Genomic DNA, 26,032 nt, shown 5'->3' on the forward strand with positions numbered 1-26,032 from the left:
TCGGGACAAGCCCGAGGGTGACGGCTTATGGTCCATCATGCCGCTCTCCTGAGGCTGCGGCGAGCCGGGGTGGCGGGTGACCGGTCGAACAACTCGGCAAGTTTCTCGATCATGGCCCCAGCCAACTGCTCGACATCGACAATCGTAACGGCGCGCTTGTACCAGCGGGTGACATCGTGGCCGATGCCGATGGCGAGCAGCTCAATGGCCCCCTCCCCTTCGATATCGGCGATGACCTGACGCAGGTGCTTGTCGAGATAGAGGGCGGCGTTGGCCGACTGGGTCGAATCATCGACCGGCGCACCGTCGGAAATCACCATGAGGATGCGTCGTTCCTCGGGCCGCGCGGCCAGGCGCTGGCGCGCCCACAACAGGGCCTCGCCGTCGATGTTTTCCTTCAGGAGGCCCTCCCGCATCATCAGACCGAGGTTCTTCTTGGCGCGGCGCCAGGGCGCGTCAGCGGACTTGTAGATGATGTGGCGGATGTCGTTCAGGCGGCCCGGCATGGCCGGCTTGCCGGCCTCGACCCAGAGCTGGCGGGACTGCCCTCCCTTCCAGGCGCGGGTGGTGAAGCCCAGGATCTCGACCTTGACCCCGCAGCGTTCCAGCGTGCGCGCCAGGATGTCGGCGCAGACCGCGGCCACCATGATCGGCCGACCGCGCATCGAGCCGGAGTTGTCCAGCAACAGGGTCACGACCGTGTCGCGGAACGGCATATCGCTCTCGGCCTTGAACGACAGGGGGGCGGTCGGGTCGGTGATGATCCGGGTCAGGCGGGCGGTGTCGAGCACCCCCTCCTCCAGATCGAACACCCAGGAGCGGTTTTGTTGCGCCATCAGCCGGCGTTGCAGCTTGTTGGCCAACCGCGCCACCACGTTCGACAGACTGGACAACTGCTGATCCAGCAAGGCCCGCAGACGGCCCAGCTCGGTCGGGTCGCACAGCTCATCGGCGTCAACGACTTCGTCGAAGCGGGTGGTGAAGATGCGATAGGCGCGCGACCGGCCATCGTCCGATAGTTCGGGGCGGTTCGGCACCTCACCGTCAGCGGACCCATCGGCCTCGTCTTCGGGCTGGGCATCCGTATCGACCTGGCCCTCGGAGGATCGTTCGACGCGGTCCCCTTCGCGGCTCTCGGGGGCCCCGGCATCCGGCTCGGATTCGCCGTCGCCGGGATCCGTCTCGTCATCGTCGGCACTGTCTTCGGGGGCGGACGAATCCTCGCCCTGATCTTCCTCGCCGTCCTGATCAGACGTGTCCTCGATATCGTCCGCCGTGGGGTCGATATCGAGATCGCGCAGGGCCTGGCGGACGATCCGGCCATAGGCCGTCTGGTCCTCGATAACGGCTTCCAGCTGATCCAGGGTCGATCCCGCCTTGCTCTCAATCTCGCCCCGCAGGGCCTCGACGCTGACCTGGGCCACGGGCGGCGGGCGCTCCCCGGTCAGACGTTCACGCACCACCAGCGCCAGCACCTCGTCCATTGGCAGGAGCTGAACTGCGGGCGAGGTCATCAGGCGTGACAGTCGCTGATCCAGCGCCGCCGCCAGGTTGCCGCGCACGCCTCCCAAGGCCCGAGCCCCAATGGCTTCGATCCGGGCCGTCTCTGCCGCTTCGAAGGCGCGCTGCGCCGAGGGATCGGCCGGACGGCTTCTGGCAAAGACCCCTTCGTCATGGTGCGCCAGCCTAAGAGCCAGTTGGTCCGCCTGACCCCTCAGGCCCTGGGCCTCGGGACTGGCCAGGTCACGCGGGGGCTGCGGCAGATAGGCGATGCCATCGCGCACGCCGGGCCGCTCTCCACTGAAAGCGACCTCCAGCTCGGCCTGTTCGGCCAGGGCGCGCGCCGCATGGGCAAGCGCACGCTTGAACGATTCAGTCGGGCTTTCCGCGACGGCCATACTGTCGATCTAGGGCCTCTGTCGGTTCAGGTCGAGAGGCGCCGGCCCTGCCTAGCTCAGTCGCCCAATGGCATAGAACCGATCTGCCCGCTGAGCGCGAAGCTCGCCCGGGGACAGTCCTTCCAGTGCATGAAGCTCGTCTTCCAGCACGTCGCCGACCGTCTGAATGGCCACTTCGCGGTCCGAATGTGCGCCCCCCTCCGGTTCCTGGATAATGCGGTCCACGATCTTGAGCTCGACCAGATCAGGCGCAGTGATCTTCATGGCCGAGGCTGCATCCCTGGCGCGCGAGCCGTCGCGCCACAGGATCGAGGCGGCTCCCTCGGGCGAAATCACCGAATAGATGGAGTGTTCGAGCATCAGGACGCGATTGGCCGCCGCCAGGGCGATCGCCCCGCCGGAGCCGCCTTCGCCCGTGATGGTCGCAATCATCGGCGTACCCAAGGTCAGGCCGCGCTCGGTCGAACGGGCGATGGCCTCGGCCTGGCCGCGTTCTTCGGCCCCCAGCCCCGGATAGGCCCCCGCGGTGTCCACAAAGGTCAGGACCGGCAGGTTGAACCGCTCGGCCAGATCCATCAGTCGCACGGCCTTGCGATAGCCTTCCGGCCGGGCCATGCCGAAGTTGTGGGTCAGACGGCTGGAGGTGTCGTGACCCTTTTCGTGGCCCATCACCACGACCGGCCGGTCGCGAAAGCGGCCCAGGCCTCCGACGATGGCCTGATCATCGCCAAACTGCCGGTCACCCTTCAGCTCGACAAAGTCTGTGATGAGTCCCTCCAGATAGTCGAACAGATGCGGCCGCTGGGGATGACGCGCCACCTGGGTCTTCTTCCACGGGTCGAGATTTGCGTAGGCATCGCGACGCAGCTTGTTGGCCTTCTTGCGCAAGGCCTCAATCTCGGCCTCGAACGAGCCGGTGGTTTCAGAAAGGGCCTGAAGCTCTTCGATCTTGGCTTCAAGATCGGCAATCGGCTTTTCAAACTCGAGATAGTGCTGGGCCATCAGGCGTCCGGGACATTTTTGCGGAGGCGGAACCTAGGGATCGGGAGGCACAGGGGCAAGCCGAAGATCATCCGGTCCGGGCGGCTCTAGCGCCGCCCGCCCAGAACCTGACCCAGGATGTCGCCGAAACCGCCGCCGGGGCTGTTGCCATCCGGCGTCATCATGTCGATGACGTGCGGAAGCTGCTGAGAGATGATTTCGGAGATCTGCTCCGGCGACAGGCCCATCTGTTGGGCCGCGTGACCAATCATGCCGTCACCCAGGATGGCACGAACGCGATCCGGCGTAATCACCTGGTTGGCACCCTGGGCAATCCACGATCCGATCTCGTCATTCAGACCACCGGACCGGAGCTGGTCCATGACGGCGTCAATACCGCCCATGCTCTGAACGATCTGGAACAGCTGACCATAGTTGGTGCTGCCACCAGTCCCGACGCCGCCGAGCGCGCCGCCGATCATGTCCATGATGTTCATTGCTGGGATCTCCCTTGAGGTCAGGCCGGGGCAAACCGGTCGAAAAAGGTCTGTATCACACGTCGATAGACGCGGGTGACCGAATGTAGGTCGGCCTCAGACACACGCTCGTCGATCTGATGCATGGTCTGGCCGACCAGGCCGAGTTCCAGCACCGGACAAATGGCGCGAATGAAGCGGGCGTCCGAGGTGCCGCCGGTGGTGGAGGCTTCGGGCCGGATGCCCAGTTCGGCCTCGACGGCGTCCTGAATGGCGGTGGTGAACGGCCCTTCCTGCGTCAGGAAGGCATCGCCGGAATGCAGGAACTCGACCTCGACCTTCTGACCTGAAGCCGCCTCAGCGGCGCGGGCCTCTTCAGAAATCCAATCCATCAGGCTCTGGCCCGTATGGGCCGGGTTGAAGCGGATGTTGAACCGGCCGGTCGCCTGACCCGGAATGACGTTCGTGGCCGTATTGCCGACGTCGAAGGTGGTCAGTTCCAGGTTCGAGGGCTGGAACGCCTCATAGCCCTCGTCGAGCCGTCGATCGTTCAGCCGCTTCATCAGATCCAGCAGGACCGGGATCGGATTCGCCCCGCGCTCGGGATAGGCGACATGGCCCTGTTTGCCCGTCACGGTGATCCAGACGTTGAGCGAGCCGCGCCGGCCGATCTTGATCGTGTCGCCCAGAACCTGAAGCGACGATGGCTCACCCACCACACAGGCGTCGATCCGTTCACCCTCGGCCAGCAGTTGCTCGACCACCAGCTTGGTGCCGTGGGTGGCGCGGCCCTCTTCGTCGCCGGTGATCAGGAACGACAGCGAGCCGGGAACATCGCCCTCGGCCAGGGTTTGCGACACCGCCGCGATCCAGCAGGCGATACCGCCCTTCATGTCGACGGCCCCACGGCCGATGACGACACCCTCGACCACCTCGGCCGCAAACGGATCCGACGACCAGGCCCCGGTCGGCCCGGTCGGCACCACATCGGTGTGACCGGCGAAACAGAGGTTCGGCCCCTCGGTCCCGCGCCGGGCATACAGGTTCTCGATATCCTCGAACTTCATCCGGCGGCAGGCGAAGCCCAGTTTTTCGAGTTTGCCCTGGACCAGATCCATCGCCCCTTCGTCGGCCGGGGTGACGGACGGCTTGCGGATCAGGTCGCGGGTCAGCGATACGGGGTCGACGGCGCTCATGGTCCCGCTTTAGGGCCAGTCGCGTGAATCTAGAAGGCCCTGCCCGCGCGTGAGCATTGACGCCCCCGAAAATCCACAGCCGACGCCGCCGGCGCCCGAGGGCGGCTCGACCAGTCCGTGGGGCGTGCGCGACTTTCGCCTGTTGTGGGTCGGGCGGATCATCGCCGTGCTGGCCATCCAGATCCAGTCCTCCGCCCTTCTGTGGCAGGTCTATACGATCGCCCGGCGCGAGCATCCGATCGAACAGGCGAGCCTCTATCTGGGACTTGTCGGCCTGGTGCAGTTCCTGCCGCTTCTGGCCTTCACCCTGCCGGCCGGAGAGATGGCCGACCGGCGCGACCGCAAGCGGACCGTCGCCGCCTCCATCGCTGTCGAGGGCGCCTGCGCCCTGGCCTTTCTGGCGATGGCGATCCACGGCTCGCCGCCGCTGTGGGGCCTGCTGGCGGTGGCGGCGGTGTTCGGCGCGGCGCGGGCGTTTCTGGCCCCGGCCAACCAGTCCTTCCTGCCCATGATCGTGGGACGCAGCGCCCTGCCTGCGGCCATCGCGGCCCAGTCCATCGCCTTCCAGGTCGGCGCCATCGCCGGCCCGGCCTTCGGCGGTCTGATCGTCGGCATCAATACGCCGCTGGCCTATGGCGTATCGGCGGTCTTCTTCGCCATCGGCATGGGCTGCATGATCGCCATCCGCACCAGCGGCCAGCCACGCCGCCCCGATCAGGCCATCAGCCGACTCAAGGCCGTGCGCGAGGGTCTGGCCTATGTCTGGAACACCAAGATCGTGTTGGGCGCCATCTCGCTGGATCTGGTGGTGGTGATGCTGGCCGGGGTCGCCCTGCTGACGCCGATCTTTGCGCGCGACATCCTGCATGTGGGGGCGTTTGGTTTCGGCCTGCTCAGGGCCTCGTTCGGAGTTGGAGCGCTGGCGGTGGCGCTCTACCTATCGCGCTGGCCGATCACGCGGCGCGGCGGGGTGTGGATGTTCTCGGCGGTGGCGGTGTTCGGGGTCTGTACCCTGATCTTCGGCCTATCCAAGGTCGCCTGGCTGTCGGCCCTGGTGCTGTTCATCGGCGGGGCGGCGGACATGATCAGCGTCAACATCCGCCAGACCCTGATCCAGCTGGCCACGCCCGATCATATGCGCGGCCGGGTCAGTTCGGTGTCGATGCTGTTCATCGGCGCGTCCAACGAGCTGGGAGAGGCCTATTCGGGCGTCATGGTGCGCCTGCTCGGCCCGATCAGCGCCGCGGTTTTCGGCGGCGTCGCCGCCATCGGCGCCACCGGCCTGTGGAGTTGGATGTTCCCCGCATTGCGGAAGGCCGACCGGCTGGAGTGATCCGGCCTACCACCAGCCTCGAAGGCGGCGCTGACCCATTTCCTGGCGCACCGTGTCACGCAGCATCGCCACGGGGATCATCGTCTGGGCCGAGGCGCTGGGGCATTCGAAGCGGGCAATCTCACGCCCGCTACGGCGCACGACCACGCCCGAATCTCCGGCACGGCGATCCTCGCTGTGGACGTCGGCACCGGCGGAATAGACGACATAGTCATAGGCCCCGTTCTGGAACCGGAGGCGGGTCTGGCCGGCCTGATCCCCGCGGCGCACCCGGCTGTAGCTCACGGCCTCTGACTCAGGGTCGCGCAGAAGCTCCAGCTCAGGATGCGACGGTCGACCGAAACGATAGGCGATCTGATCGCCCGCACATACCGACAGCACCCGCCCATCCGTGAACGGGCAGTTGTACAGCGGGCGCTCATCGGCCTGACAATGTGAGATGGCAATCGGTGTGACCCTCGGCGCTTCGACAGGGGGTTCGGCATCGGCCACGGGGGTCAGCGCCACCGGCGGTGCAGCCGGAGCTGGAGCTTCCTCGACGGGGGCTTGCGCAACAGGGGCATCCGCCGGCGTGGCCGTGTCCTCTGCGGCGGGGGCATCGGCAGGCTCCACCGCCTCAGCCAACTCGGCGGGGGCATCCGCGGGCGGCACCGGCGGGCCCTCGGGCTGATCGCCGGGATGGATCAGATCGACCCGCAGCGGCGGGCCGCTGGGCGCATCCTGCGACGGGGCCAACCGTGTGTTGCAGGCGGCCAGCGACAGCGCCGCCAGCGAAATCGTCGTCAGAATCCGGACCGACCGCGCCGCCATGAGAAATTCCCCCGTGAGGACTGTCCGGGTGGCCGGGCCACCCCCTCACGCCTATCTGGCGGATTGATGATGACTGGAAGCTGACTGGTTATGTCAGTGACCGTTGGGGCCTCGCCTAGTCCCTCAGCAGCTCATTCACCCCCGTCTTCGCCCGTGTCTGGGCGTCGACGCGTTTGACGATGACGGCGCAGTACAGGCTCGGCCCGCCGTTCGGGTCCGGCAGGGCGCCGGGGACCACGACCGACCAGGCCGGGACCTCGCCGCGATAGACCTCGCCAGTCGCTCGGTCGACGATCTTGGTCGAGGCCGACAGATAGACGCCCATGGCCAGGACCGCGCCTTCGCGCACGATCACGCCCTCGGCCACCTCGGCGCGGGCACCGATGAAACAGCCATCCTCAATGATGGTCGGATTGGCCTGGAGCGGCTCCAGCACCCCGCCGATGCCGGCTCCGCCCGACAGGTGCACATTCTTGCCGATCTGGGCGCAGGAACCGACCGTGGCCCAGGTGTCGACCATCGTTCCCTCATCGACGAAGGCCCCGATGTTCACGAACGACGGCATCAGCACGACGTTCTTGCCGATGAACGATCCGGCGCGGACCACCGCCCCCGGCACGGCGCGGAAACCCGCGTCCTCATACCGACGCGCGCTCCAGCTCGAGAACTTGTTGGGCACCTTGTCCCACCAGGGCCCGAGGGCGGAGTGATTGTGGGCGTCGTCGACGCCGTGCATCACCTGATTGGCGTTCAGCCGGAACGACAGCAGCACCGCCTTCTTCAGCCATTGGTGCGTCGTCCAGGTGCCGTCATCCTCACGGCTGGCGACACGCAAGCGACCGTCATCCAGATGGGCCAGCGCCGTCTCCACCGCCTTTCGGACATCGCCCTGGGTCGCGGTCGAGATATTGGCCCGGTCCTCCCAGGCGGCTTCGATGCTCGTCTTGATGGCGGCCAGGTCGGTCATGCGGCGTCCTCGAACGTCAGGGATTCCAGAAAGGGCGTCAGATGCTCGGCGCTGTGATGCACGAACGCAGCCTGGGACGCCAGAGCGTGCGGCCCGATCAGCACCGTGGTCATGCCCATGTCCGCCGCTGGCTTCAGATTGCGCGCCGTGTCCTCGAAGAAGGCGGCGCGGGTCGGGTCAATGCCGAACCGGGCGATCATGGCCTCAAAGGTGCGCGGGTCCGGCTTGGGGATCAGGTCGCCGGATTCGATGTGGAAGACGTCACCGAACAGGTCGGCAATCTCCAGCTTCTCCAGCACGCGCTCCGCATGGCCCGACGAGCCATTGGTGAAGACGAATCGTCGCCCCGGCAGACGCGCCAGCGCGGCCCTCAGCCGGGCGTCCGGCGCGATCGAATCCAGCGGCACATCGTGGATGTCGATCAGAAACTCCTCGACCGAAACGTCGTGCTCGCGCAGCAGCCCCGGCAACGATGCCCCGTGCGCCTCGAACCAGCCGCGCTGAACGATCCGGGCCTCCTCCGCATCCAGCCCGGTGATGCGCATGACAAAGCCGGTGATCCGCTCCCGGATCAGATCCATGATCCCGGACTCTTCGGGGTACAGGGTGTCGTCCAGGTCGAAGAGCCAGGTGTCGACGTGGCCGAAGCTCATCCCCGTTGCACCAACGTCCCCGCCCCGTGCTCGGTGAACAGCTCGACCAGCATGGCGTGGGGACGCCGCCCGTCGAGGATGACCACGGCCTCGACTCCGGCCTCGACCGCGGCCATCGCCGTTTCCAGCTTGGGGATCATGCCGCCCGAGGCGGTGCCGTCTTCGATCAGGCCTTGCGCCTGGCTGACCGTCATCTGGCGGATGATACTGCCGGCCTTGTCCTTGACGCCCGGCACATCGGTCAAAAGCAGCATCCGCTTGGCATCCAGCGCCCCGGCCACGGCACCGGCGACGGTGTCGGCGTTGACGTTGAAGGTCTGACCGGTTTCGGACACCCCGATCGGCGCGATCACCGGCACCCAGTCGGCATCAGACTCAATCAGCCGCTTGATCAGCTTGGCGTCCACCCTGGTCGGCTCACCCACGAAACCCAGATCGACCTCGTGCTCGATCATGCTGTCAGGGTCGCGCTTGGTGCGGCGGGTCTTCTCGACCGTCAACAGCCCGGCGTCCTTGCCCGACAGGCCGACGCCGCGCACGTCTGCCTCCTTGCCGGCCATGGTGATCCAGTGGGCGATTTCCTTGTTCACGGCCCCAGACAGGACCATTTCGGCCACCTGCATGGTGTCGGCGTCGGTGACGCGAAGCCCGTCAACGAAGGATGACTTCACCCCGGCCTTGTCGAGCATGGCCGAAATCTGCGGCCCGCCGCCGTGCACGACGACCGGGTTCACGCCCATCAGTTTCAGCAGCACCACATCGGCGGCGAACTGGCGCGCGACGGACTCCTCGCCCATCGCGTGTCCACCGTATTTGATGACCACGGTTTCCCGGTCATAGACCTGGATATACGGCAGGGCCTCGGCCAGCATCTTGGCTGTATCCCAGGCCCGTTCTTCCGACTGGCGTTCAATCTCGTCCATGGGCGGGGCTGATAAGGCTCTCCGGTCCCGATGTCACGGAAGAAACCGGCAACCGACCCGCGCGTTGAACCCGGATGACGGACCACGAAATCAACGACCGCAATCTGGGGGCCGGCGATCCAGCCGCCGCCCAGCACGTCGACGCCACGCTCTGCCCCGAATGCGAGGGCGCGGGGGCCCTGGCTACGGGGGAGGTCTGTCCGGTCTGCGAAGGGACCGGCAAGGCGACCGGTCGAACGGGCGGGGGTTAGAGGCCCGCCACCTCCGCCAGGATCTCATATGACCGCACCCGTGCCGCGTGATCCCAGATCTGGCTGGCAACGACGAGCTCGTCGGGCTGGTGTTCGGCGATGAAGGCGTCGAGGCGCGTCCTCACCGTCTCAGGTGATCCGACGGCGGAACAGGCCAGGGCCTGATCGAGCATCGCCTGGGCTGCGGGATCGAGAGATTCGAAATAGCCCGGCTGCGGGGCCGGAAACTTGCCGAACCGGCCGGTTCTCAGATTGACAAAGGCCTGTTGGATCGAGGTGGCGAGGTTGCGCGCCTCATTATCCGTAGGTGCCGCGATGACGTTGTAGCCAAGCATGACATAGGGTTTGTCGAGCTGTTCTGAGGGCCGGAACGTCTCCCGATAGACGCGGATGGCGTTGACCAGATCACCGGGCGCGAAATGGCTGGCGAAGGCATAGGGCAGCCCAAGCTCGGCGGCGAGTTGCGCGCCATAGAGCGACGAGCCGAGAATCCACAGAGGGACATTCTGACCCTCCCCAGGCACCGCGCGCAGGCGTTGCCCCTCCTCAGCCGGCTGGAACCAGGCCTGAAGCTCCAGCACATCCTGGGGGAAGCTGTCGACGTCCGAGTTGAGCGTCCGGCGCAGGGCACGCGCCGTCGCCATGTCTGTGCCGGGCGCCCGGCCCAGTCCCAGGTCGATGCGTCCCGGATAGAGCGCATTCAGCGTACCGAACTGTTCAGCGATCTGTAGCGGCGCGTGATTGGGCAACATGATTCCGCCGGCGCCGACCCGTATTCGTTCGGTCACCGCCGCCACCTGTCCGATGACCACCGAGGTCGCCGCCGAGGCGATGCCCGGCATATTGTGGTGCTCCGCCAGCCAGTAGCGCGCATACCCGAGTTGATCGGCCCGGCACGCCAGGTCCAGGGTGTTGCGAAGCGAGGTTCCGACGTCGGACCCTTCGGGAACGGGCGCGAGGTCGAGGATCGAAATCGGTGGCATGGTCATCGCCGCCATATGGGGAGGCTCAAGCCGCGCCCAAGGCCTCGCGGTGCCCCGAACCGGGTCAGACGATCTCGCAGGCCCGCATGATCTCGGCCCGGAGTTCCGGCATCCCCTCGCCCTTGTCCGATGAGGTGACCAGCACCGCCGGGTAGGCCGCCGGCCGTTTGGCGATCGCCTTGAGGGTCTGGGCCGCCATGGCCGCCCCCTCGCCCTTCTTGAGCTTGTCGGCCTTGGTCAAAACGACCTGATAGGACACTGCGGCCTCATCCAGGGCATCCAACGCCTCGGTATCGACCGACTTCAGGCCATGGCGGCTGTCGATCAGCAGATAGACCCGCTTCAGACTGACCCGACCGCGCAGATAGTCGCGGCCGAGGTTCTGGAACTTCTTGGTCACCTGCTTTCCGGCCTTGGCCCAGCCGTAGCCCGGCAGATCGACCAGGCGCAGCCGCCCGGCCAGATCGAAGAAGTTGACCTCTCGCGTGCGGCCCGGTTCGTTCGAAGCCCGCGCCAGCTTGTTCATGCCGACCAGCGCATTGATCAGGCTGGACTTGCCGACGTTGGACCGCCCGGCAAAGGCCACTTCCGGCAGGTCTGGTGCCGGCAGCTGCTCGATCTTGGCGCAGCCCATCACAAAGGTCGCCGGCTGGGCGAACAGAACCCGCCCCGCCTCGATCTGATCCTCGGTGAAGGCGTCGGTCATGCGTCCTTGGGCTTGCGCAGCCGGGCAATGAAGCTGTCGATCGGGTTCTCGGCTCCGAACCGGTGCATGATCACATACTGCTGGAGGATCGTCAGGATGTTCGACCACGTCCAGTAGATCAGCAGACCCGCCGCAAACGGGGCCATGATGAAGGTGAACAGGATCGGCATCATCGCAAAGATCTGCCGCTGGGTCGGATCGGTCGGCGGCGGGTTCATCTGGGTCTGAAGCCACATTGTGCCGCCATACAGGATCGCCAGGACGCCCAGCGCCAGGGTCAGACCACCGACGTGGGTGCTGACACCGATCAGCCCCCCGATCAGCGGCGCACTGGCCGGATCCCACGGGATCAGTCCGAACAGATTCCAGACGTTGGACGGGTCACGCGCGGACAGGTCGCGGATCCAACCAAAGAAAGGCGCATGGCGCATCTCGATGGTGACGAACAGCACCTTGTACAGGGCATAGAAGATGGGAATTTGGATCAACATCGGCCAACAGCCGGCCAGCGGATTGACCTTCTCGCGCTGGTACATGGCCATGATTTCCTGCTGCTGCTTGGCAGGGTCGTCCTTATGCTTGGCGCGGATCTCCTCCATCTTAGGCTGGAGCATCCGCATCCGGGACATGGATTCATAGGCCTTGTTGGCCAGCGGGAAGAGCACCAGCTTGACCACCACGGTCAGCGCCAGAATGGCGACGCCAAAGTTGCCGAACAGACCGAAGAAGAACTCCAGCACGGCGAACAGCGGCTTGGTCAGGAACCAGAAAATCCCCCAGTCGATGGCGTCCGTCATGCGCGGCGCGCCCAGCTGCTCGCCATAGGCGCCGAGGATTTCGTTGCGCTTGGCGCCGGCGAACAGGCTCACGGTCTCGGTGGCTGATCGGCCGGCCGGGATGACCCAGGTACGCGACTGGAACACCGTCTCATAGGTGCGCAGGCCGCCGGTTTCGGCCGTGGCGAACCGGGCCTGGAAGGTCTCGTCCTGTTCAGGGATGAACGCGGTCAGCCAGTATTTGTCGGTGATGCCGATCCAGCCGCCCTGCGACGAGAATTCCTCCGGCTGATCTTCGTCGGCCCAGCTGTTGTACTTGGACTGGTGCAGCTCTTCGCCGAAAACGCCGATCGCCCCTTCGTGCACGATGTGCTGGCGGCCCAGATCGGCGGGAATGCCGCGACGCTGGATCGACCCATAGGGGGCCAGTGTCACGCTGCGACCGGAATTGTTGTCGACCCGGTCGGTGATGGTGAACAGATACTGGTCGTCGACCGCGATGGTCCGGGTAAACGTCAATCCGTGGCCGTTGTCATAATTCATGACGATGGGGCTGCCGGGCGACAGTTCCTCGCCGGAGCGAAGCACCCACTGGGTGTCCGGCCCCGGTAGGCCTTCGATGTTCTGGCCGCGCCAGCCGACATAGGCGAAATAGGCATATTCGACGCCTTCGGGGCGCAACAGCTCGATGCGCTCCTCGCCGTCCAGACTGACGCGGTAGTCGGTCAGATAAAGCTGGTCGATCCGGCCGCCGGTCATGCTGATCGAACCGGTCAGGGCCGGCGTATTGACCGGAACGCGGGCGGAGCGGGCCAGGGCCGTCCGCTCGTCCACAAAGGCCGAGGGCGCGTCGGTGGAAAGCGTACCGGGCTCGGCTCCAATACCCGTCTGCTGGGTCTGCGATTCGGCGGCAGCGCGGGCTGCCTCGGCCCGACGCAGCTCCATCGGGCGCATGACGAACCAGTAGTAGACGCCGAAAATCAGCAACGAGGCGACGATGAAGATCACCAGGTTGCGGTTGTTCTCTTGCTGCATGGAGATAAGCGGCTTTCGCGGAAATGGTCGTTTGGGGCTTTGGCTATATAGGGCGCGCTACGGCTCAAGCCCACGGTCGGCGGCGAGCCTTATCAGCGCGGTTTTCACATCGTCAAGCAAACGGTCCCATGGGCGCTCGGCACAAGACTGGCGTGCGACCAGAACATAGTCGGCTCCCGCCACGCCATGAAGGGGCAACAGCGCGCGTGCGGCTTCGCGCAGGCGGCGCTTGGCGCGGTTACGGACGACCGCCCCGCCCAGCTTTTTCGTGGCCGTGAAACCGACGCCGATTGTGGCGTCTCCGTCCGACCGGTCGCGCGTCTGGATCAGAACCGCGCCACACGGGCGAGCCAAGCCCTTGGCGGCGGCCAGGAACTGCGGCCGGACCTTCAGCCGACGCAAAACGACGCGCTCCTTGCGGGGCGCGTCGTCTGAAACTCGTTCGATGTCTGGCATCGGCCTGACAAGGCCGAACGGCCTTAGGCCGTCAGGCGCTTGCGGCCCTTGGCGCGACGACGAGCCACGATCTTCTGGCCGTTCTTGGTGGCCATCCGGGCGCGGAAGCCGTGGCGGCGAGCCCGGACGAGCTTCGAGGGCTGATAAGTGCGCTTCACGGGAAGGCTCCAAGGCAATACGAAAGTCAGCGCCGAACCGAAAGTTCGTCGCGGGAGGCGGGCGTATAGGCGCAAAGGGGGCTGGGAGTCAACGCCGGCGGCGCCAATTCACGCTCGTCCGAGCGTTGGTGAAACCATGGAGAATTCAAGCGTGATCTATCTGATGGCCTATCTCGCATCGATATTCGGCGGCTGGCTCGTGCTGGCTATAGGCATGCATGTCCTCAGGGCATCCATTTCCAGCGACAGGAAATTGTTCAAGCCTTTGGATTTCTGGCTTGGAGCCACAGAACGATCAACCGCGACGACGCTTGTCATCTTCGCGCCCACGCTCCTCCCGGCATTCGCCGGAGGATGGGTCGCACTGAAGTTTGCCGCAAAATGGCAGAGGAGCTCGGAACCGAATGCCGGTGAGAGCAGCCTCATTGCCCTCGTTGGGAGCGTTTGGTCGCTCGCGATAGCCATTGCAGCCGGGGTCTGGGCCAATCCAGATTCTCTGACTGCATTTTCAGCGATGGGATAAGCGCCGATGCCTAGTACAACACCCGGAATTTCAAGGCTCCATCGACGGCCTTGAGGCCGTCCAGTGCCCCGCGATCGTAGTCACCCTCGACATCGACGATGACATAGCCGGTGCGTTCGTCGGTCTTGAGGTGCTGACCCAGAATGTTGAGGCCGCCCTCAGCCAGCGCCCGGTTGATTGCCGCCAGCACGCCCGGTTGATTCCGATGGATGTGCAGCAGGCGATGCGCCCCAGACACTTCCGCCAGACGCACATTCGGCAGGTTGACGGCAAAGGTCGTGTCACCGCGATTGACGAAGCCAAGCAGGCGTTCGGCGGCGAACTCGGCGATGGCTTCCTGGGCCTCTTCGGTCGATCCGCCGATATGCGGCGTCAGAATGACGTTCGGCAGCCCCTGCAAGGAACTGAGAAAACCGCTGGAATTGGTGATCGGCTCTTCGGGAAAGACATCGACGGCGGCTCCTCCCAGATGGCCGGACGCCAACGCCTCCGCCAGGGCCTCGACATCGACCACATGGCCACGCGAGAGATTGAGCAGGATCGCACCGGGCTTCATGCGGCCCAGTTGTTCGCGACCAATCAATGCGGCGTTCTCGGCCCGCCCATCAACGTGCAGGGTCACCACATCGGCCTGGGCCAGCAGGGCATCGAGGCTGCGGAGCCGCTGAGCGTTTCCGAGGGCCAGCTTTTCATCGAGATCGAAGAAGACAACCTTCATGCCCAGCGCCTCGGCCAGGACCGACAGTTGCGCCCCGATGGCACCGTAGCCGACGATCCCCAGAGTGCGCCCGCGCAGTTCGTGGGATCCATCCGCCGACTTGTCCCAGCGCCCCGCGTGTAGCGCCGCCGACTTGTCGGCCACGCGGCGGGTCAGGGCGATGGTCAGCCCTAGCACCAGTTCGACGACCGAGCGGGTATTTGAATACGGCGCGTTGAAGACCGCGACGCCCCTGTCCGCGGCAGCGGCCAGGTCGACCTGATTGGTCCCGATACAGAAGGCCCCGATGGCCAGGAGCCGATCCGCAGCCTCCAGGACGTTTGGCGTCACCTCGGTTTTGGAGCGGATTCCCAGAACATGGACACCGGCGACACGCTCGATCAGCTCGGCCTCGCTGAGCGCGCCCTTCGCCGTCTCGACCTGATAGCCCTCGGCGCGCAGTCTTTCGGCAGCCTTCGGGTGGACGTTCTCCAGCAGCAGCACCTTCATGCGACCGCGCGGATAAGAGAAGCGTCCCGCGAACCCTTCGGCGTGCAGGATCTCGTCCAGGCTCGCGGCCACGCCATCGGCGCGGTCGACGACACGAGGCCGCGCCACGACCTCGGTGAAGGCCCAGAAGCGGTCGGCCAGGCCGGCCTCACGCACCCGCCAGTCGCCCCAGCCGTCGCCGATCATCACGACCGGTCCGGCCAGGCCCAGTGCCTGAACGGCCGACAGCTTGCCGTCCTCCCAGGCCAGAGGGTTGTCGGAATCAGCCCCGCTCACCCGGCCCTCGGCGTCGTAGATCAGGTCATTGGCCAGGATATGCGAGGGATCCAGCCCCATCGCCTCGGCGACCGGCGCAATCACGTCCTTGAATCCGGCGGACACGATCCAGACCTGATCGGCGTGACGGCGCAGGGCCTCGAGGTTACGCGCCACCGACGGGGCCAGTCCCGTCACCGCGCGATCCGCCACCGCCTGAACATGGCTTCGGTCCGCCTCGATCAGTTCGAGGCGGCGGATCAGGGCCTTATGGAAATCCAGCCGACCTTCCATGGCCTCGTCGGTCAGGCGCGCGATATCGACCCGTCGCCCCTCGGCGTCGGGATGACCGGCCAGCGCGATCTCGGCCAGGGCCTCGAGCGTCTCGAAGCTGACCAGGGTGGAATCAAAATCGATAAGTAGCGTGGGGAGAGTTCGCATCCGTCCAAGCTGACCCGTCTTCGCAGGTGCGGCAAGGGGTGGCGGCTACTCCCGCCGATCATTCATGGCCACGGCAACGGCCCCGAGGATCGCAGCCACGGCGGCGACCGTGCCGACGCCCTCGACCGCATGGTCCTTGGCATAGCGCATCGCCCGATCCCGAACCGGTCGGGTCCGTCCAGGCAGATCGAGATCACGAATCCGCCCGCCGACATCCAGATCGCGCCAACGCTCGCCCACGCCATCCCGCCAACCGTCGAAACGCGCGCGCCAGCGCCGCAAGCCCGTCGCTTCCCGGGCCTCCTGGCCGATCAGGCGCTGAACGGCGATCGCACCGGCCAGCAACAGGAAGAGCCCAAGCGCCGCGCCGGCCGTCGCCCGCGGGTGCATCCGCGCCTGAGCCAGCAGGCTGGACTGGCGCACAAAGGGATAGCGAACTTCTTCCATCAGACCGTCCTCGGTTGGATCCCACAGGCCATCGTCGTGGGCTTGATAGTCGACGCCCCGGTCCCGGTGCATGGCCGGTGACGCGAGGGCAAACAGGGGTTCTGCGACCCCCGGAATCAGATGGTGGAAGGCCGCCATCAATCGCCCGCCCCCCCCCACGGTGATCTCGCGGATGGGATGGGCGGCACAGTGCAGAATGACGTCGGCCACAACATGGGCGGCATAGACCGGACCGGGATTGTGCATAGCCTGGCCGGTCAGATTGAGGGCGTGGTCCTTGTAGGGCGTATCAATCGCCGCCGGCTTGACCAGAGTGACCACCACGGGGACCTTCTCGCGCAGCAGCTCCATCCGCAATGCGTTGGTGAAGCCTCGGACGGCATGTTTGGATGCCGAATAGACCCCCTGCACGGGCAGGGGGGCATCTCCCAGTACCGACCCGACTGTAATGATGGCTCCGCCCCGGGACTGTTCGCGCAGGGCTTCTGCGGCCAGCAGCGACCCGTTCACCACGCCCCAGTAATTCGTCTCGAACAGCCGCCTGTGATCCTCCGTGCGGGTTTCACGAATGGGGCCATAGATCGACACCCCGGCATTGTTCACCCAGGTATCAAAGCCGCCGAACAACCGACGGCACTTGTCCGCCGCCGCCGCCAGGGCCTCGGGGTCGGCCACATCCGCCACCGCATAGGCAGCGCGTCCGCCCTTGTCCTGCAGTTCTTCGCACAGCGCCCGAAGATCGCTTTCGCCGCGGGCGATCAGAAAGACCCGCGCCCCACGCTCTGCGGCCCGGCGCGCCGTCGCCAGCCCAATGCCCGAGGTCGCCCCGGTAATGGCGATGGTTTGCTGGTTCAACGGTTTCAGGCGCGTGCGGCTCATGGGTCAGGCGTCTCCGGGACGAACCATTCAAACGGGCGGGATCAGGCTCAAGTTCCTCTAGACCTTATCAGACGGCAGGCGAACGCCTATCTGGTCCGAATGACTTTCCCGCATGATGACATGACCGCACAGTTTCTGCTGCCCGACCGACCGGTCGTGGGGCGTCTCGTGCGGCTGGGCGATGTGGCTGACGAGATTCTCAGCCGCCACGCCTATCCTGAACCCGTGGCGAACCTGTTGGGTGAAGCCATTGCGCTGGCGGCCCTCGTCGGGGGCTCGCTGAAATTTGACGGTCGCCTGATCGTACAGGCCCAGGGCGATGGCCCCGTCTCCTATCTGGTCGTGGACTACGATACCGACGGCTCATTGCGTGGCTACTGCAAGTTCGACCCGGATCGCGTGGCCGAAGTGTCCCAGGGCTTTGTGCGCCCAGGGGCCGAAACCCTGCTCGGCCAGGGGGCCTTTGTGATGACCGTCGATCGAGGTGAGGACATGGGCCGCACCCAGGGGGCCGCACCGATCAAGGGCGAAACCCTGGCGCTGTGCGCCGAAACCTATTTCAATCAATCCGAACAGCTCCCGACCCGGGTGGTGCTCGGGGTCCAGCGCATTGACGGCAAATGGCGCGCCGGCGGCCTGATGATCCAGCTCATCGCGCCAGACGATCTGCGGGGCTCGACCGAAGACGCCTGGGACCACGCCCGTGCCATCGTCAACACTCTGGCGGAAGACGAACTGACCGACCCCCGACTGTCGGCTGAGGCCCTGATGTTCCGCCTGTTCCACGAGGACGGCGTGCGCCTGTTGCCCGGCAAGCCCCTGGTCGCCCAGTGCCGCTGTTCCCAGGAACGGGTCGAGGGGATGATCCGCTCATTCGATCCTGAGGCCGTGGCCGACATGATCGAGCCGGACGGCCAGATCCATGTAACCTGCGAATTCTGTTCGCGGACCTATCAGGTGTCGCCGGAAGAAGCCGGAGCCAGCGCCTGACGTAAGGCGCGAAACTTTGCTTCGGTTTCCAGCCGTTCGGCGTGGGGGTCACTGTCCGCAGTGATCCCTGCCCCGGCCTGGGACCTCCAGTGCCAGGTGCCGTCTGTTTGGACGAAGGCTGCCGTTCGGATCAGGACTGAGGAATCCATCTCCCGATCCCCGGCCATCCGCATCAGCGAGCCACACCACGGACCGCGCGGGCCGGCCTCGAGCTCGGCAATCACCTGCATGGCCTGATGCTTGGGGGCCCCTGTAATCGAGCCGGGCGGGAAGGTCGCGCCGATCAGATCGGCGATCCCGCACCGGTCCGCCAGCTCACCTTCGACCGTTGAGACGAGATGCCAGACGTGGGCAAACCGCTCGACGACATTCAGCGCCGTCACCTGAACCGACCCCGGCGTGCAAACGCGCGCCAGATCATTGCGCATCAGGTCCACGATCATCAGATTCTCGGCCCGATCCTTGGCGCTGGCGGCCAGTTCGGTGGCGAGGGCGGCATCGGCCTCGGGGCCGTCGCCGCGCGGGCGGGTACCCTTGATCGGGCGGGTGCGAACCCGCCGGGCGTCAAGCGACAGAAATCGCTCGGGAGAATGGGACACAAGCGCCCGGCCCTCCAGCCGCCAGTAGGCCGCCAGAGGCGAAGGACTGTCCGCGACCAGCCGCTCAAAGACCTGAAACGGGGTGTCGCCCTCTCCCAGAACGCCCGACCAGCCCTGAGCGATATTGGCCTGGAACAGCTCGCCTTCACCGATCCGGCGCACCACGTCTGCCACCGCTGCCTCATAGGCCGCAGGCGGCCTGTCGGCCGCCAGTGATCCGGTCCGCGCCGGACCCGCCTGAACTGAGGCAGCTTCGAGCCAGGCACCGGCGTCGCCAACCCCCTCAACGGTGGGACCCGCGTGGTCGAAAACCAGCCAGGCGGGATAGTCGGCGAGAATCAGGTCCGGCCAGGCCAAATCGCGGGCCAGGGCCAGGCCTTCGAACCGCCCCCCCAGCTCGTAGCTTCCCAGACCCACCACCATCCCCTGTCGTTCCGCCAGGAAGGCCCGAACAACCTCGACCGGATCACGCGGGTCTGCCGCCTCGAGAACCAGAACACGCGCCGGGCGGCGAAACAGAAACGACCGTTCCGCCCCGAATGACCCGTCGGACAACAACAAGGCTGCCCACGGCTCCTCACCGTAGGCGCGCATGAGATGGACCGGGTCGATCCAGTTCAGGCCAGTAGCCTTTCGGCGATCCGTTCACGGGTCAGTTTATCCAGGCCCAACGCCGTTTCGAAATAGGCTTCGAGCGATCCAGACTGGCGGTCGATCTCGGCGAAGGCCTCATCCAGATAGGCCGGCTCCACGCCCACGAAGGCAATCACAGCTTCCGGCGAGGCCGTTCGCCCGCTCCAGCGCATCATCCGCTCAGCAATCTCCGGCGCACGGTCTTGCAGGTTCACCGCCGTATTGGTCAGCACATAGTCTTCAACCATGTCGTCGGCGTGCACGCCCAGCATCCGATGGGTCAGGGCAGCAAGAATTCCGGTGCGGTCCTTACCCGCCGCACAATGGATCAGGACGGGACCGTCCCCCTCCGCCAAGGCGCGGAAATACCGGCTGAACAGGTCCAGGTGCGGGGCCTCATACGGAATGCGCCGATAGGCCGAAGACATGAACTCACGACTGGCTTCCGGCGTCAGATCGCGGGCCTTGAGGAACTGAATATGGGGGGCCTCGGTCAGGTCGTCAGGCCGGGACGGCGCGCTCAACACCTCAGCCCGGCAGCTCACGGGGCGGCGAGACGGCTGGCGATCCCGCTCGGTCGCGCGGCGCAGGTCCACCACCGTGGCAACGCCCAGGTCGAGAAACTTCTGCAGGTCCTCATCCGTCGCATTGGCCCAATGTCCCGACCGGAAGAGCCGGCCGCATCGCAGCCGGCGCGAGGCGGCGGTGTCATAGCCGCCATAGTCTCGGACGTTCTCTACGCCCTCAAAAGGATGGATGCGCGTGCTCACCCGTCCTGAATAGGGGCCTCAGCCCTGGCCGTCCACCAGGGCGCTCATCGCCTGAAGATACCTGCCGAACGCAGCCCTTCCGGCCTTGGTGATCTTGGCCTGGGTCAGCGGCTTGCGGTCGACGAACTGCTTGGTCACCTCGACGTAGCCGGCGTCCTCCAGCTTGCGCAGGTGAACGGAGAGGTTTCCGTCCGTCAGTTGCAGGCGGCTCTTCAGGGTCGAAAAATCCGCCGAATCGGCGCCCGAGAGAAAGGCCATGATGCCGAGCCGGACCCGGCCATGGATCACCTCGTCGATGGCGTCGATGTTGAAATCGTCCGCCATGCTCACACCGTCGTCGAGGGTTCGCGCCGCATCAGCATCAGGCCGGGGACGAGGGCGAGGAAGACCAGGCCGATAGCGTAGACCAGATACAGGCTCGGGTCGTTGACAAACCAGGCCAGAACCGGTGCCAGGAGCCAGCTGCCATAGGCCGGCCACCACAGCCACTTCTGGCCGGACATGGCCGCCGACACCGCCCATCCGGCTCCGTACAGGGCGAAGATCAACGACGGAAACACCAGTCCGGGCAGGTTCGACTGGGTCTTGTAACCCAGCAGCGACAGGGCGACCGCCATGGAGAAGATCGCCAGGCCCACGCCCATCCAGGCCGTGCCAAATGCACGATTGGCCGGCGACATCACGCCCGGACGCCCCTTCTGGCGGTGGATCAACACCGTCAGGGTGACGGCGAAGACCAGGCCGGCCCCGCCCCACAGATAGAGGTGCTGAATGCCGTCCAGCACGATCAAGCCCGTCGCATTGGCCCATTCGCCGAGCGAGGCGATCCCGAAGATCAGCCCCGCCGCCACCAGGGTCGAGCCGCCGATCAGCGGCCCGGTCGCACCCTCGTCAGCCAGGGTCTTCATATAGGCGATGTCGTCCTTGAGCGTCTGGATCTGGTCGTCGGTCATCGGGGTTCCTCGTCGTTAGACCTCGACATAGCGTTCATACTTTATAGTGTAAAGTGCTTTTTCCGTATCAGGGCTAGGGGGCTTGGTTCGCCTCGATCCGCGCCAACAGGGCCGCGCCGCGTTCGTCCACATCCTCCATCCGCTCAAGCTGGACCATGGCCCAGCCCATCTGGGATTCGATTATGGCTGCCAGTTCGGGACTGTCCGCGACCTCGCGTGCCAGCACCTGTTCGTCGACCAGACCGAAAGACGACAGGCCGTGCGCCTCGCCGCGCTCACGCACTGTGACGCTGATCGGTCGCAAGGTCTCGTTCTGCGTGGCGATGAGATATCCGCTGGCCAGGCGGTAGGTCTGAATATCCCGAACCAGGGCGTCGTCCCGAAGGATGTGAATCCGCCCGCTCGAGATCAAACTGTCAAAACTCGGCGACGTCGGCGACGGATAATAGGCCGCACTGATGATCGACCACATGGCGCCCCGTTCACTAGCGGTCAGCGCCGGCGTCTGGGGAACCGGCGTGCGCACATAGCCGCCGGCGGCCTCTCCTGTGCCGGACCGGAGATTCACTTCGGTCGGGGCCTGACCGCGCGCCAGGATCAGCACTTCGCGCATGGCGGCCAGGCGGCGAAGGGCGACGTTGCGGGCCCCGACGATTTCCTGGCGGTCCTGGCGGATATCGGCGGCGATCTCGCGCAGCGCCTCCGCCTCATCGCGTCGGTCGCTGAGGCCGGCATTCCAGTTGGTCGCCTGAAGGCCCAGGAACACCCCGAACACCACCACCAGAAACTCCAGCCCGATGGCCGTCCAGTTTTGAGTTCGCAGATTGTTGATCAGCCGATGCAGGAGGGTGCGGTGCGGCACCGGTTCGGCCGGCGCGTCCGTGACGGACTTCGCCTCAGTTCCCGTCGACCTACCCCCGCGCGCCGCCATCTGCCTGCCCTCCCCGACCCTCACCCCCGGCTAACGCCGTTCGCAGGAGGGGGCAACACGCCGGGCCGCGTGCGGGAGGTTTATCCCCGCATCTGTCCGCGCCGATCCCAAAGGCTCGCCCGGGAAAGCCGGAATCACCCGCCCGCCGCCCCCGCCCGGTGGTGGCGCCTTGGCGGGGAAAACCGGGCGAGTTTCCACGGTGGACGAAAACGTCCGAAATCCACGGTCGCGGATACGGGCGTTCCGGCCCCGCACCGGACGGCTCTGCGGACCGCTGCAGCGCGGCCTGCCAACTCAGCACTGTCAAAGACCCCAAGGCCGCGCGGAAGGTTCAGGGCGACCAAGGGACCATCATAGCCGGGGTGCTGTGAGCGGGAGTTTGGTGTCGTTCGGGGGCCGCTGATTGGTATCGAGAAGGGCGAGATTACACGGCCGAGGGGACACAGGATTGCTCCACTGTGTACGGCTCTTTTTCGTCATCCTCCGGCGCGCGCAGCGCGACCGGGGGATCCAGACAGGGGGCCACGCCTGCGTGTGGACTCCGCGAACATCCTGGATCCCCCGATCTGCGCCGCCGAGGCGGCTTGTCGGAGGATGACGAAAGGGGCGACGCCGCCGGGTGCGTGACCACGGCGTCTCGGGCGGGGCCACCGCCTTGCGGATTGTGGTGGACGACTGGAAATCAGGGACGTCCACGCTTTTACGGACAGGCAAACCCCAAGCGTCTTGTGGCCATCCCTCTGGACGATCTCGCGCTCGGATTGAGGGGCGGATAGAGAGTGTGCATCCCTGATTCCCGGCGGTGCAAAAGGTGCTGGCCGGCTCCGCCGGCTAAGGCCGGGGTCCACCACCGGCGAGGCCACCCCAAGGATTGTCATCCCGGGCACCGAAGGCGATCCGGGAAAAATGGCCGCTCGCCGGAACATCCCGCGCAATCGCGCGCTCATCGCGGCTCTCCGCTTCGCTGCGGACGGGCTGACAAAATCGGGGGCTACTCACCAACCACCGTCACTCGCCGTCGCGCACCCGACCGCCGCCAAGCATCTCAAACTTACAATGTGAGGAAAGAGGTGGAGACTGGCGCGACCCGAAGGGGAACTCGTTGTGGCTGCTGCCTTCCGGCCCTGACCAGATTGGCGAGGCCTTCGCCCACGCCAGCTCCGCGCGCTATATCGTGGCTAAGCGCGTGAAAGGCAAGCGTCTCAGGCTGCCGCCTCCTCGACGGTGATCGGGCCGTTGCCATCCATGACCGATGACACCGCCGTCAACAGCGTCGCCAGGGTAATCGGCTTGGCCAAGTGACCATCGGCCCCGGCCGCGCGGCCGGCCGCGACATGTTCGGCCAGAGCGTTGGCGGTCAGCATCAGCACTGGCGTGCGCGGCCGAGCGTTTTCGACCTCATGGGCCCGGATGGCGCGCACCGCCGCCAGGCCATCCATAACCGGCATCTGCATGTCCATAAGAACCAGGTCATAGCCGCCCGCCTGGAAGGCCTCGTAGGCGAGCTGGCCGTTCTCAACGCCCGTCAGTTCTGCCTCGACACCGGCGAGCATGATCTCGATGACCTTGCGGTTGGCCGGATGGTCATCCGCCAGCAAAATGCGGATCGGTCGATCGGTGATGGCCGTCGCCTGGGTATGAAGGTCGTTGTCGGCTTCCGGCTCGTGGCAGACCGGCAAGGCCAGTTCGAACCAGAAGGTCGCGCCTTCATTCGGCACGCCGGCACAATCGAAGGTTCCATCCATCAGGGCGACCAGATCGCGTGAGATCGCCAGACCCAGACCCGTCCCGCCAAACCGCCGGGTGATTGACCCATCGGCCTGCTGGAAACGGGCAAAGATGCGGGCCTTCTGTTCCTCATCGAAACCGACACCCGTATCACGAATCTCAAACCGGACCCGATCACCCACGGCATGAGCCGTGATGGTGACAGAGCCGTCGCCGGTAAACTTCAGAGCATTGGAAATCAGATTGGACAGCACCTGACGGACGCGCACACCGTCGCCGACCACCCGGTGCTCCAGCACCGGCGCGATGTCGACCACCAGAGCCACTTCCTTCTGGTTCGCTGAGGCGCGGTACAGACCGGCGACTTCGCGCACAGCGTTTGCCAGATGGAATGGGGCCCGCTCAATGGCGACCTGGCCGGCCTCGATCTTGGCGCTGTCCAGGATGTCCGACAGCAGACGCTCCAGGGTAATGCCAGAGGCCCGAACGACCTCAACCATCTCGCGCTCTCGCTCCGGCAGGTCTGAACGACTGAGGGTATCGGCCATGGCCACAACGCCGTTGAGCGGTGTGCGGATCTCGTGGCTCATGTTGGCCAGGAACTCGGACTTGGCATGGTTCGCCGCCTCGGCGCGGCGGCGCGCGTCCTTCAGCGTTCGGCCCGTCCGCAACTGCCAGACCAGGGCCGCCAGAACCGAAATCAGGAATATGACACCAAAGCCGACCAGCCACCTTTGCTGACCGATCTTGTCCTGATGCAATTTCGCGTTGGCATTGGCGGTTTCGAGCTGACGGCGGCGCTCCGAAAGCTGCGCCTGCATGTCGCCGGTGACCTGACTGATCCCCGTCGAGAACCGTTGGGCCGCCTGGGTTGATGACGCATAGTGGTAGTCTGACAAACGACGGTAGGCTTCGTCCGAACGACCTTCGGCGAACAATAGCTCCGCCTCAACCAGCGGAATGACCGTGAAGCCTTCCTCACGATATTCCCCCGCGGCCTCGGCACGATGGATCTCGGCCAGGTCACGGCGCGCCTCACGCAGACGACCCAGGCGGGCATAGGCAATCGCCCGTCTGGGCAGCAGGTGCGGTGCCAGGAAGGCCGCAGGCCCAAGGTCAACACCGTAGGGCTCCAGACACCGCAAAACGCGGTTCCAGTCGCGCAGGCCTTCGGCGACCATCGCGCACAGGTTGGCGTCGTAGACTTCAAGACTCTCCAGGCCGGACCGATACGTCAGTCGGTGGTGGGACACATAGAGATCGCGCGCCAGCTCATAGTCGCCGACCTGAACCGCCAATCGGGTCAGGTTGTACAGGCTGTCAAAATCAGGACGGGGATAGTCGTCACGCGAATAGTCGAGCTCAAACCGCCCGAACGCCGCGGCCGCGCCCGTGAAGTCATTGAGCTTCATCAGGCCCATGCCGGCGACCTCCCAAAGACCCGCCAAGGCCGTGTCGGCATACGGTTCGCTGTCAGGAACCTGGGCCTGCACCTCGGTCAGCAGGTTCAGGGCCTCTCCGATGCGATCCTCGTCCATCATGTTCATGGCCACCAGGCGGGTGGCATGAGACAGGACGAACCAGTCATCCGCCCGACGCCGAATACGCTCGATATGAGCCGCCGCCGCGGCATCTCCCGTGTCGTACTGGATGATCAGCTCATTGAGCTGGGCAATCTCGACGTATCGCGCGTCGCCTAGCGCCTCGGCGGCGCTGGCCAGTCTGCGATTCCAGATCCGAGCCTGAGCAAACTCGCCCTGGTTCAAAAAGATCCAGGCCACGTGGTACAGGCGGTTCAGACCCTCGCGATCCGAGCGGGCCTGAGCCTCGCGCCCAAAGGCCTCCAATGCATCGAAATCGGTCTGTGAAGCGCGCCGCTCGACACTCTCGGCCAACTGCAAAGGTGTGCGAACCGGTGCCGCGATGGCTACAGACGACAAACCGGCCACGACTGTCACAGCCATGGCCGCAAGGACCAGCACTCTTGAAATCATACGCCTACCCAACCCTCTAGGCGGGAGGTATGAGGCAGAAAGATTGAACAAGACTTAGCGTGTGTCTCTCGGGCACCCCG

25 protein-coding genes and 1 other RNA gene are annotated in these 26,032 nt (G+C 65.6%); 4 read left to right on the top strand and 22 right to left on the bottom strand.

The annotated features are described in order from the left end of the window. Positions 1–35: 35 nt before the first annotated feature. From cobT to dapE, 4 genes are all read right to left on the bottom strand, one after another. The gene (gene cobT, locus G391_RS0100390; protein WP_029085756.1) at positions 36–1,898 is read right to left on the bottom strand and encodes a cobaltochelatase subunit CobT; all 1,863 of its coding nucleotides are present in this window, start codon (positions 1,896–1,898) and stop codon (positions 36–38) included. Positions 1,899–1,949: 51 nt separating this feature from the next. Next, entirely contained in the window at positions 1,950–2,900 is a 951-nt protein-coding gene (locus tag G391_RS0100395) for an acetyl-CoA carboxylase carboxyltransferase subunit alpha (protein ID WP_029085757.1), read from the bottom strand. A gap of 86 nt (positions 2,901–2,986) precedes the next feature. Beyond that, on the bottom strand, positions 2,987–3,376 hold the full coding sequence (locus G391_RS0100400) for a YidB family protein (RefSeq protein WP_029085758.1): 390 nt from the start codon (positions 3,374–3,376) through the stop codon (positions 2,987–2,989). 20 nt (positions 3,377–3,396) lie between these two features. Further along, complete coding sequence (gene dapE / locus G391_RS0100405; RefSeq protein ID WP_029085759.1) at positions 3,397–4,551, bottom strand: succinyl-diaminopimelate desuccinylase; 1,155 nt, start codon at positions 4,549–4,551, stop codon at positions 3,397–3,399. Between the two features lie 49 nt (positions 4,552–4,600). Between dapE and G391_RS0100410 the strand changes: the two genes are divergently transcribed. Further along, positions 4,601–5,884 carry an MFS transporter gene (locus G391_RS0100410; RefSeq protein WP_245572006.1) on the top strand — a complete coding sequence of 428 codons (1,284 nt, stop codon included), beginning with the start codon at positions 4,601–4,603 and terminating at the stop codon, positions 5,882–5,884. Between the two features lie 6 nt (positions 5,885–5,890). On the opposite strand, the gene G391_RS14985 is transcribed toward G391_RS0100410, so the two are convergent. The 4 genes from G391_RS14985 to argB all read right to left on the bottom strand — a co-directional run bounded on the left by G391_RS14985 (position 5,891) and on the right by argB (position 9,237). After that, on the bottom strand, positions 5,891–6,694 hold the full coding sequence (locus G391_RS14985; RefSeq protein WP_029085761.1) for a hypothetical protein: 804 nt from the start codon (positions 6,692–6,694) through the stop codon (positions 5,891–5,893). A gap of 115 nt (positions 6,695–6,809) precedes the next feature. Then, the gene (dapD, locus tag G391_RS0100420; RefSeq protein WP_029085762.1) at positions 6,810–7,661 is read right to left on the bottom strand and encodes a 2,3,4,5-tetrahydropyridine-2,6-dicarboxylate N-succinyltransferase; all 852 of its coding nucleotides are present in this window, start codon (positions 7,659–7,661) and stop codon (positions 6,810–6,812) included. Beyond that, a complete protein-coding gene (locus G391_RS0100425) occupies positions 7,658–8,314 on the bottom strand; it encodes a pyrimidine 5'-nucleotidase (protein ID WP_029085763.1) in 657 nt (218 codons plus the stop codon). The genes dapD and G391_RS0100425 overlap by 4 nt, the downstream gene beginning before the upstream one ends. Then, positions 8,311–9,237 carry an acetylglutamate kinase gene (gene argB, locus G391_RS0100430; protein WP_029085764.1) on the bottom strand — a complete coding sequence of 309 codons (927 nt, stop codon included), beginning with the start codon at positions 9,235–9,237 and terminating at the stop codon, positions 8,311–8,313. The genes G391_RS0100425 and argB overlap by 4 nt, the downstream gene beginning before the upstream one ends. A 74-nt stretch (positions 9,238–9,311) precedes the next feature. Between argB and G391_RS15525 the strand changes: the two genes are divergently transcribed. Then, positions 9,312–9,488, top strand: a complete 177-nt coding sequence (locus G391_RS15525; protein ID WP_156893808.1) for a hypothetical protein — start codon at positions 9,312–9,314, stop codon at positions 9,486–9,488. Here G391_RS15525 and G391_RS0100440 read toward each other — a convergent pair. From G391_RS0100440 to rpmH, 5 genes are all read right to left on the bottom strand, one after another. Beyond that, positions 9,485–10,471 (bottom strand): LLM class flavin-dependent oxidoreductase, encoded by a 987-nt coding sequence (locus tag G391_RS0100440; RefSeq protein WP_029085765.1) that lies wholly within the window; start codon positions 10,469–10,471, stop codon positions 9,485–9,487. The genes G391_RS15525 and G391_RS0100440 overlap by 4 nt on opposite strands. 64 nt (positions 10,472–10,535) lie before the next feature. Beyond that, positions 10,536–11,177 carry a ribosome biogenesis GTP-binding protein YihA/YsxC gene (gene yihA / locus G391_RS0100445; RefSeq protein WP_029085766.1) on the bottom strand — a complete coding sequence of 214 codons (642 nt, stop codon included), beginning with the start codon at positions 11,175–11,177 and terminating at the stop codon, positions 10,536–10,538. Next, positions 11,174–12,988, bottom strand: a complete 1,815-nt coding sequence (gene yidC, locus G391_RS0100450) for a membrane protein insertase YidC (protein ID WP_029085767.1) — start codon at positions 12,986–12,988, stop codon at positions 11,174–11,176. The genes yihA and yidC overlap by 4 nt, the downstream gene beginning before the upstream one ends. Before the next feature lie 57 nt (positions 12,989–13,045). Next, positions 13,046–13,444: a ribonuclease P protein component gene (rnpA, locus tag G391_RS13330; RefSeq protein ID WP_051257015.1), complete on the bottom strand. Its 399-nt coding sequence runs from the start codon at positions 13,442–13,444 to the stop codon at positions 13,046–13,048. Positions 13,445–13,467: 23 nt separating this feature from the next. Next, entirely contained in the window at positions 13,468–13,602 is a 135-nt protein-coding gene (gene rpmH / locus G391_RS0100460) for a 50S ribosomal protein L34 (RefSeq protein ID WP_029085768.1), read from the bottom strand. Positions 13,603–13,753: 151 nt separating this feature from the next. Between rpmH and G391_RS0100465 the strand changes: the two genes are divergently transcribed. Beyond that, positions 13,754–14,125: a hypothetical protein gene (locus G391_RS0100465; protein ID WP_029085769.1), complete on the top strand. Its 372-nt coding sequence runs from the start codon at positions 13,754–13,756 to the stop codon at positions 14,123–14,125. 10 nt (positions 14,126–14,135) lie between these two features. On the opposite strand, the gene serA is transcribed toward G391_RS0100465, so the two are convergent. Together serA and G391_RS0100475 are read right to left on the bottom strand one after the other, a co-directional pair. Beyond that, positions 14,136–16,028: a phosphoglycerate dehydrogenase gene (serA, locus tag G391_RS0100470; protein WP_029085770.1), complete on the bottom strand. Its 1,893-nt coding sequence runs from the start codon at positions 16,026–16,028 to the stop codon at positions 14,136–14,138. A 45-nt stretch (positions 16,029–16,073) separates the two neighbouring features. Continuing rightward, positions 16,074–17,354 carry an SDR family oxidoreductase gene (locus G391_RS0100475; protein ID WP_029085771.1) on the bottom strand — a complete coding sequence of 427 codons (1,281 nt, stop codon included), beginning with the start codon at positions 17,352–17,354 and terminating at the stop codon, positions 16,074–16,076. 99 nt (positions 17,355–17,453) lie between these two features. Between G391_RS0100475 and G391_RS0100480 the strand changes: the two genes are divergently transcribed. Then, positions 17,454–18,344, top strand: coding sequence for an Hsp33 family molecular chaperone (locus G391_RS0100480; RefSeq protein ID WP_029085772.1), 891 nt, complete (start codon positions 17,454–17,456; stop codon positions 18,342–18,344). On the opposite strand, the gene G391_RS13335 is transcribed toward G391_RS0100480, so the two are convergent. The 7 genes from G391_RS13335 to G391_RS13340 all read right to left on the bottom strand — a co-directional run bounded on the left by G391_RS13335 (position 18,308) and on the right by G391_RS13340 (position 25,922). Further along, entirely contained in the window at positions 18,308–19,537 is a 1,230-nt protein-coding gene (locus G391_RS13335) for an anthranilate synthase component I family protein (protein ID WP_051257016.1), read from the bottom strand. The two genes, G391_RS0100480 and G391_RS13335, sit on opposite strands and share 37 nt — an antisense overlap. Positions 19,538–19,560: 23 nt before the next feature. After that, positions 19,561–20,346: a tyrosine-protein phosphatase gene (locus G391_RS0100490; RefSeq protein WP_029085773.1), complete on the bottom strand. Its 786-nt coding sequence runs from the start codon at positions 20,344–20,346 to the stop codon at positions 19,561–19,563. A gap of 18 nt (positions 20,347–20,364) precedes the next feature. Then, entirely contained in the window at positions 20,365–20,670 is a 306-nt protein-coding gene (locus G391_RS0100495) for a winged helix-turn-helix domain-containing protein (protein WP_029085774.1), read from the bottom strand. A gap of 2 nt (positions 20,671–20,672) precedes the next feature. Then, positions 20,673–21,299 (bottom strand): hypothetical protein, encoded by a 627-nt coding sequence (locus tag G391_RS0100500; RefSeq protein ID WP_029085775.1) that lies wholly within the window; start codon positions 21,297–21,299, stop codon positions 20,673–20,675. 73 nt (positions 21,300–21,372) lie between these two features. Next, a complete protein-coding gene (locus tag G391_RS0100505) occupies positions 21,373–22,230 on the bottom strand; it encodes a hypothetical protein (protein WP_029085776.1) in 858 nt (285 codons plus the stop codon). A 1,066-nt stretch (positions 22,231–23,296) separates the two neighbouring features. Further along, positions 23,297–23,395, bottom strand: an RNA gene (gene ffs / locus G391_RS15350) — signal recognition particle sRNA small type. Positions 23,396–23,432: 37 nt separating this feature from the next. Continuing rightward, complete coding sequence (locus tag G391_RS13340) at positions 23,433–25,922, bottom strand: hybrid sensor histidine kinase/response regulator (protein ID WP_245572007.1); 2,490 nt, start codon at positions 25,920–25,922, stop codon at positions 23,433–23,435. Between the last annotated feature and the right edge of the window lie 110 nt (positions 25,923–26,032).

Source organism: Brevundimonas aveniformis DSM 17977 (assembly GCF_000428765.1).
Taxonomy (GTDB): domain Bacteria; phylum Pseudomonadota; class Alphaproteobacteria; order Caulobacterales; family Caulobacteraceae; genus Brevundimonas; species Brevundimonas aveniformis.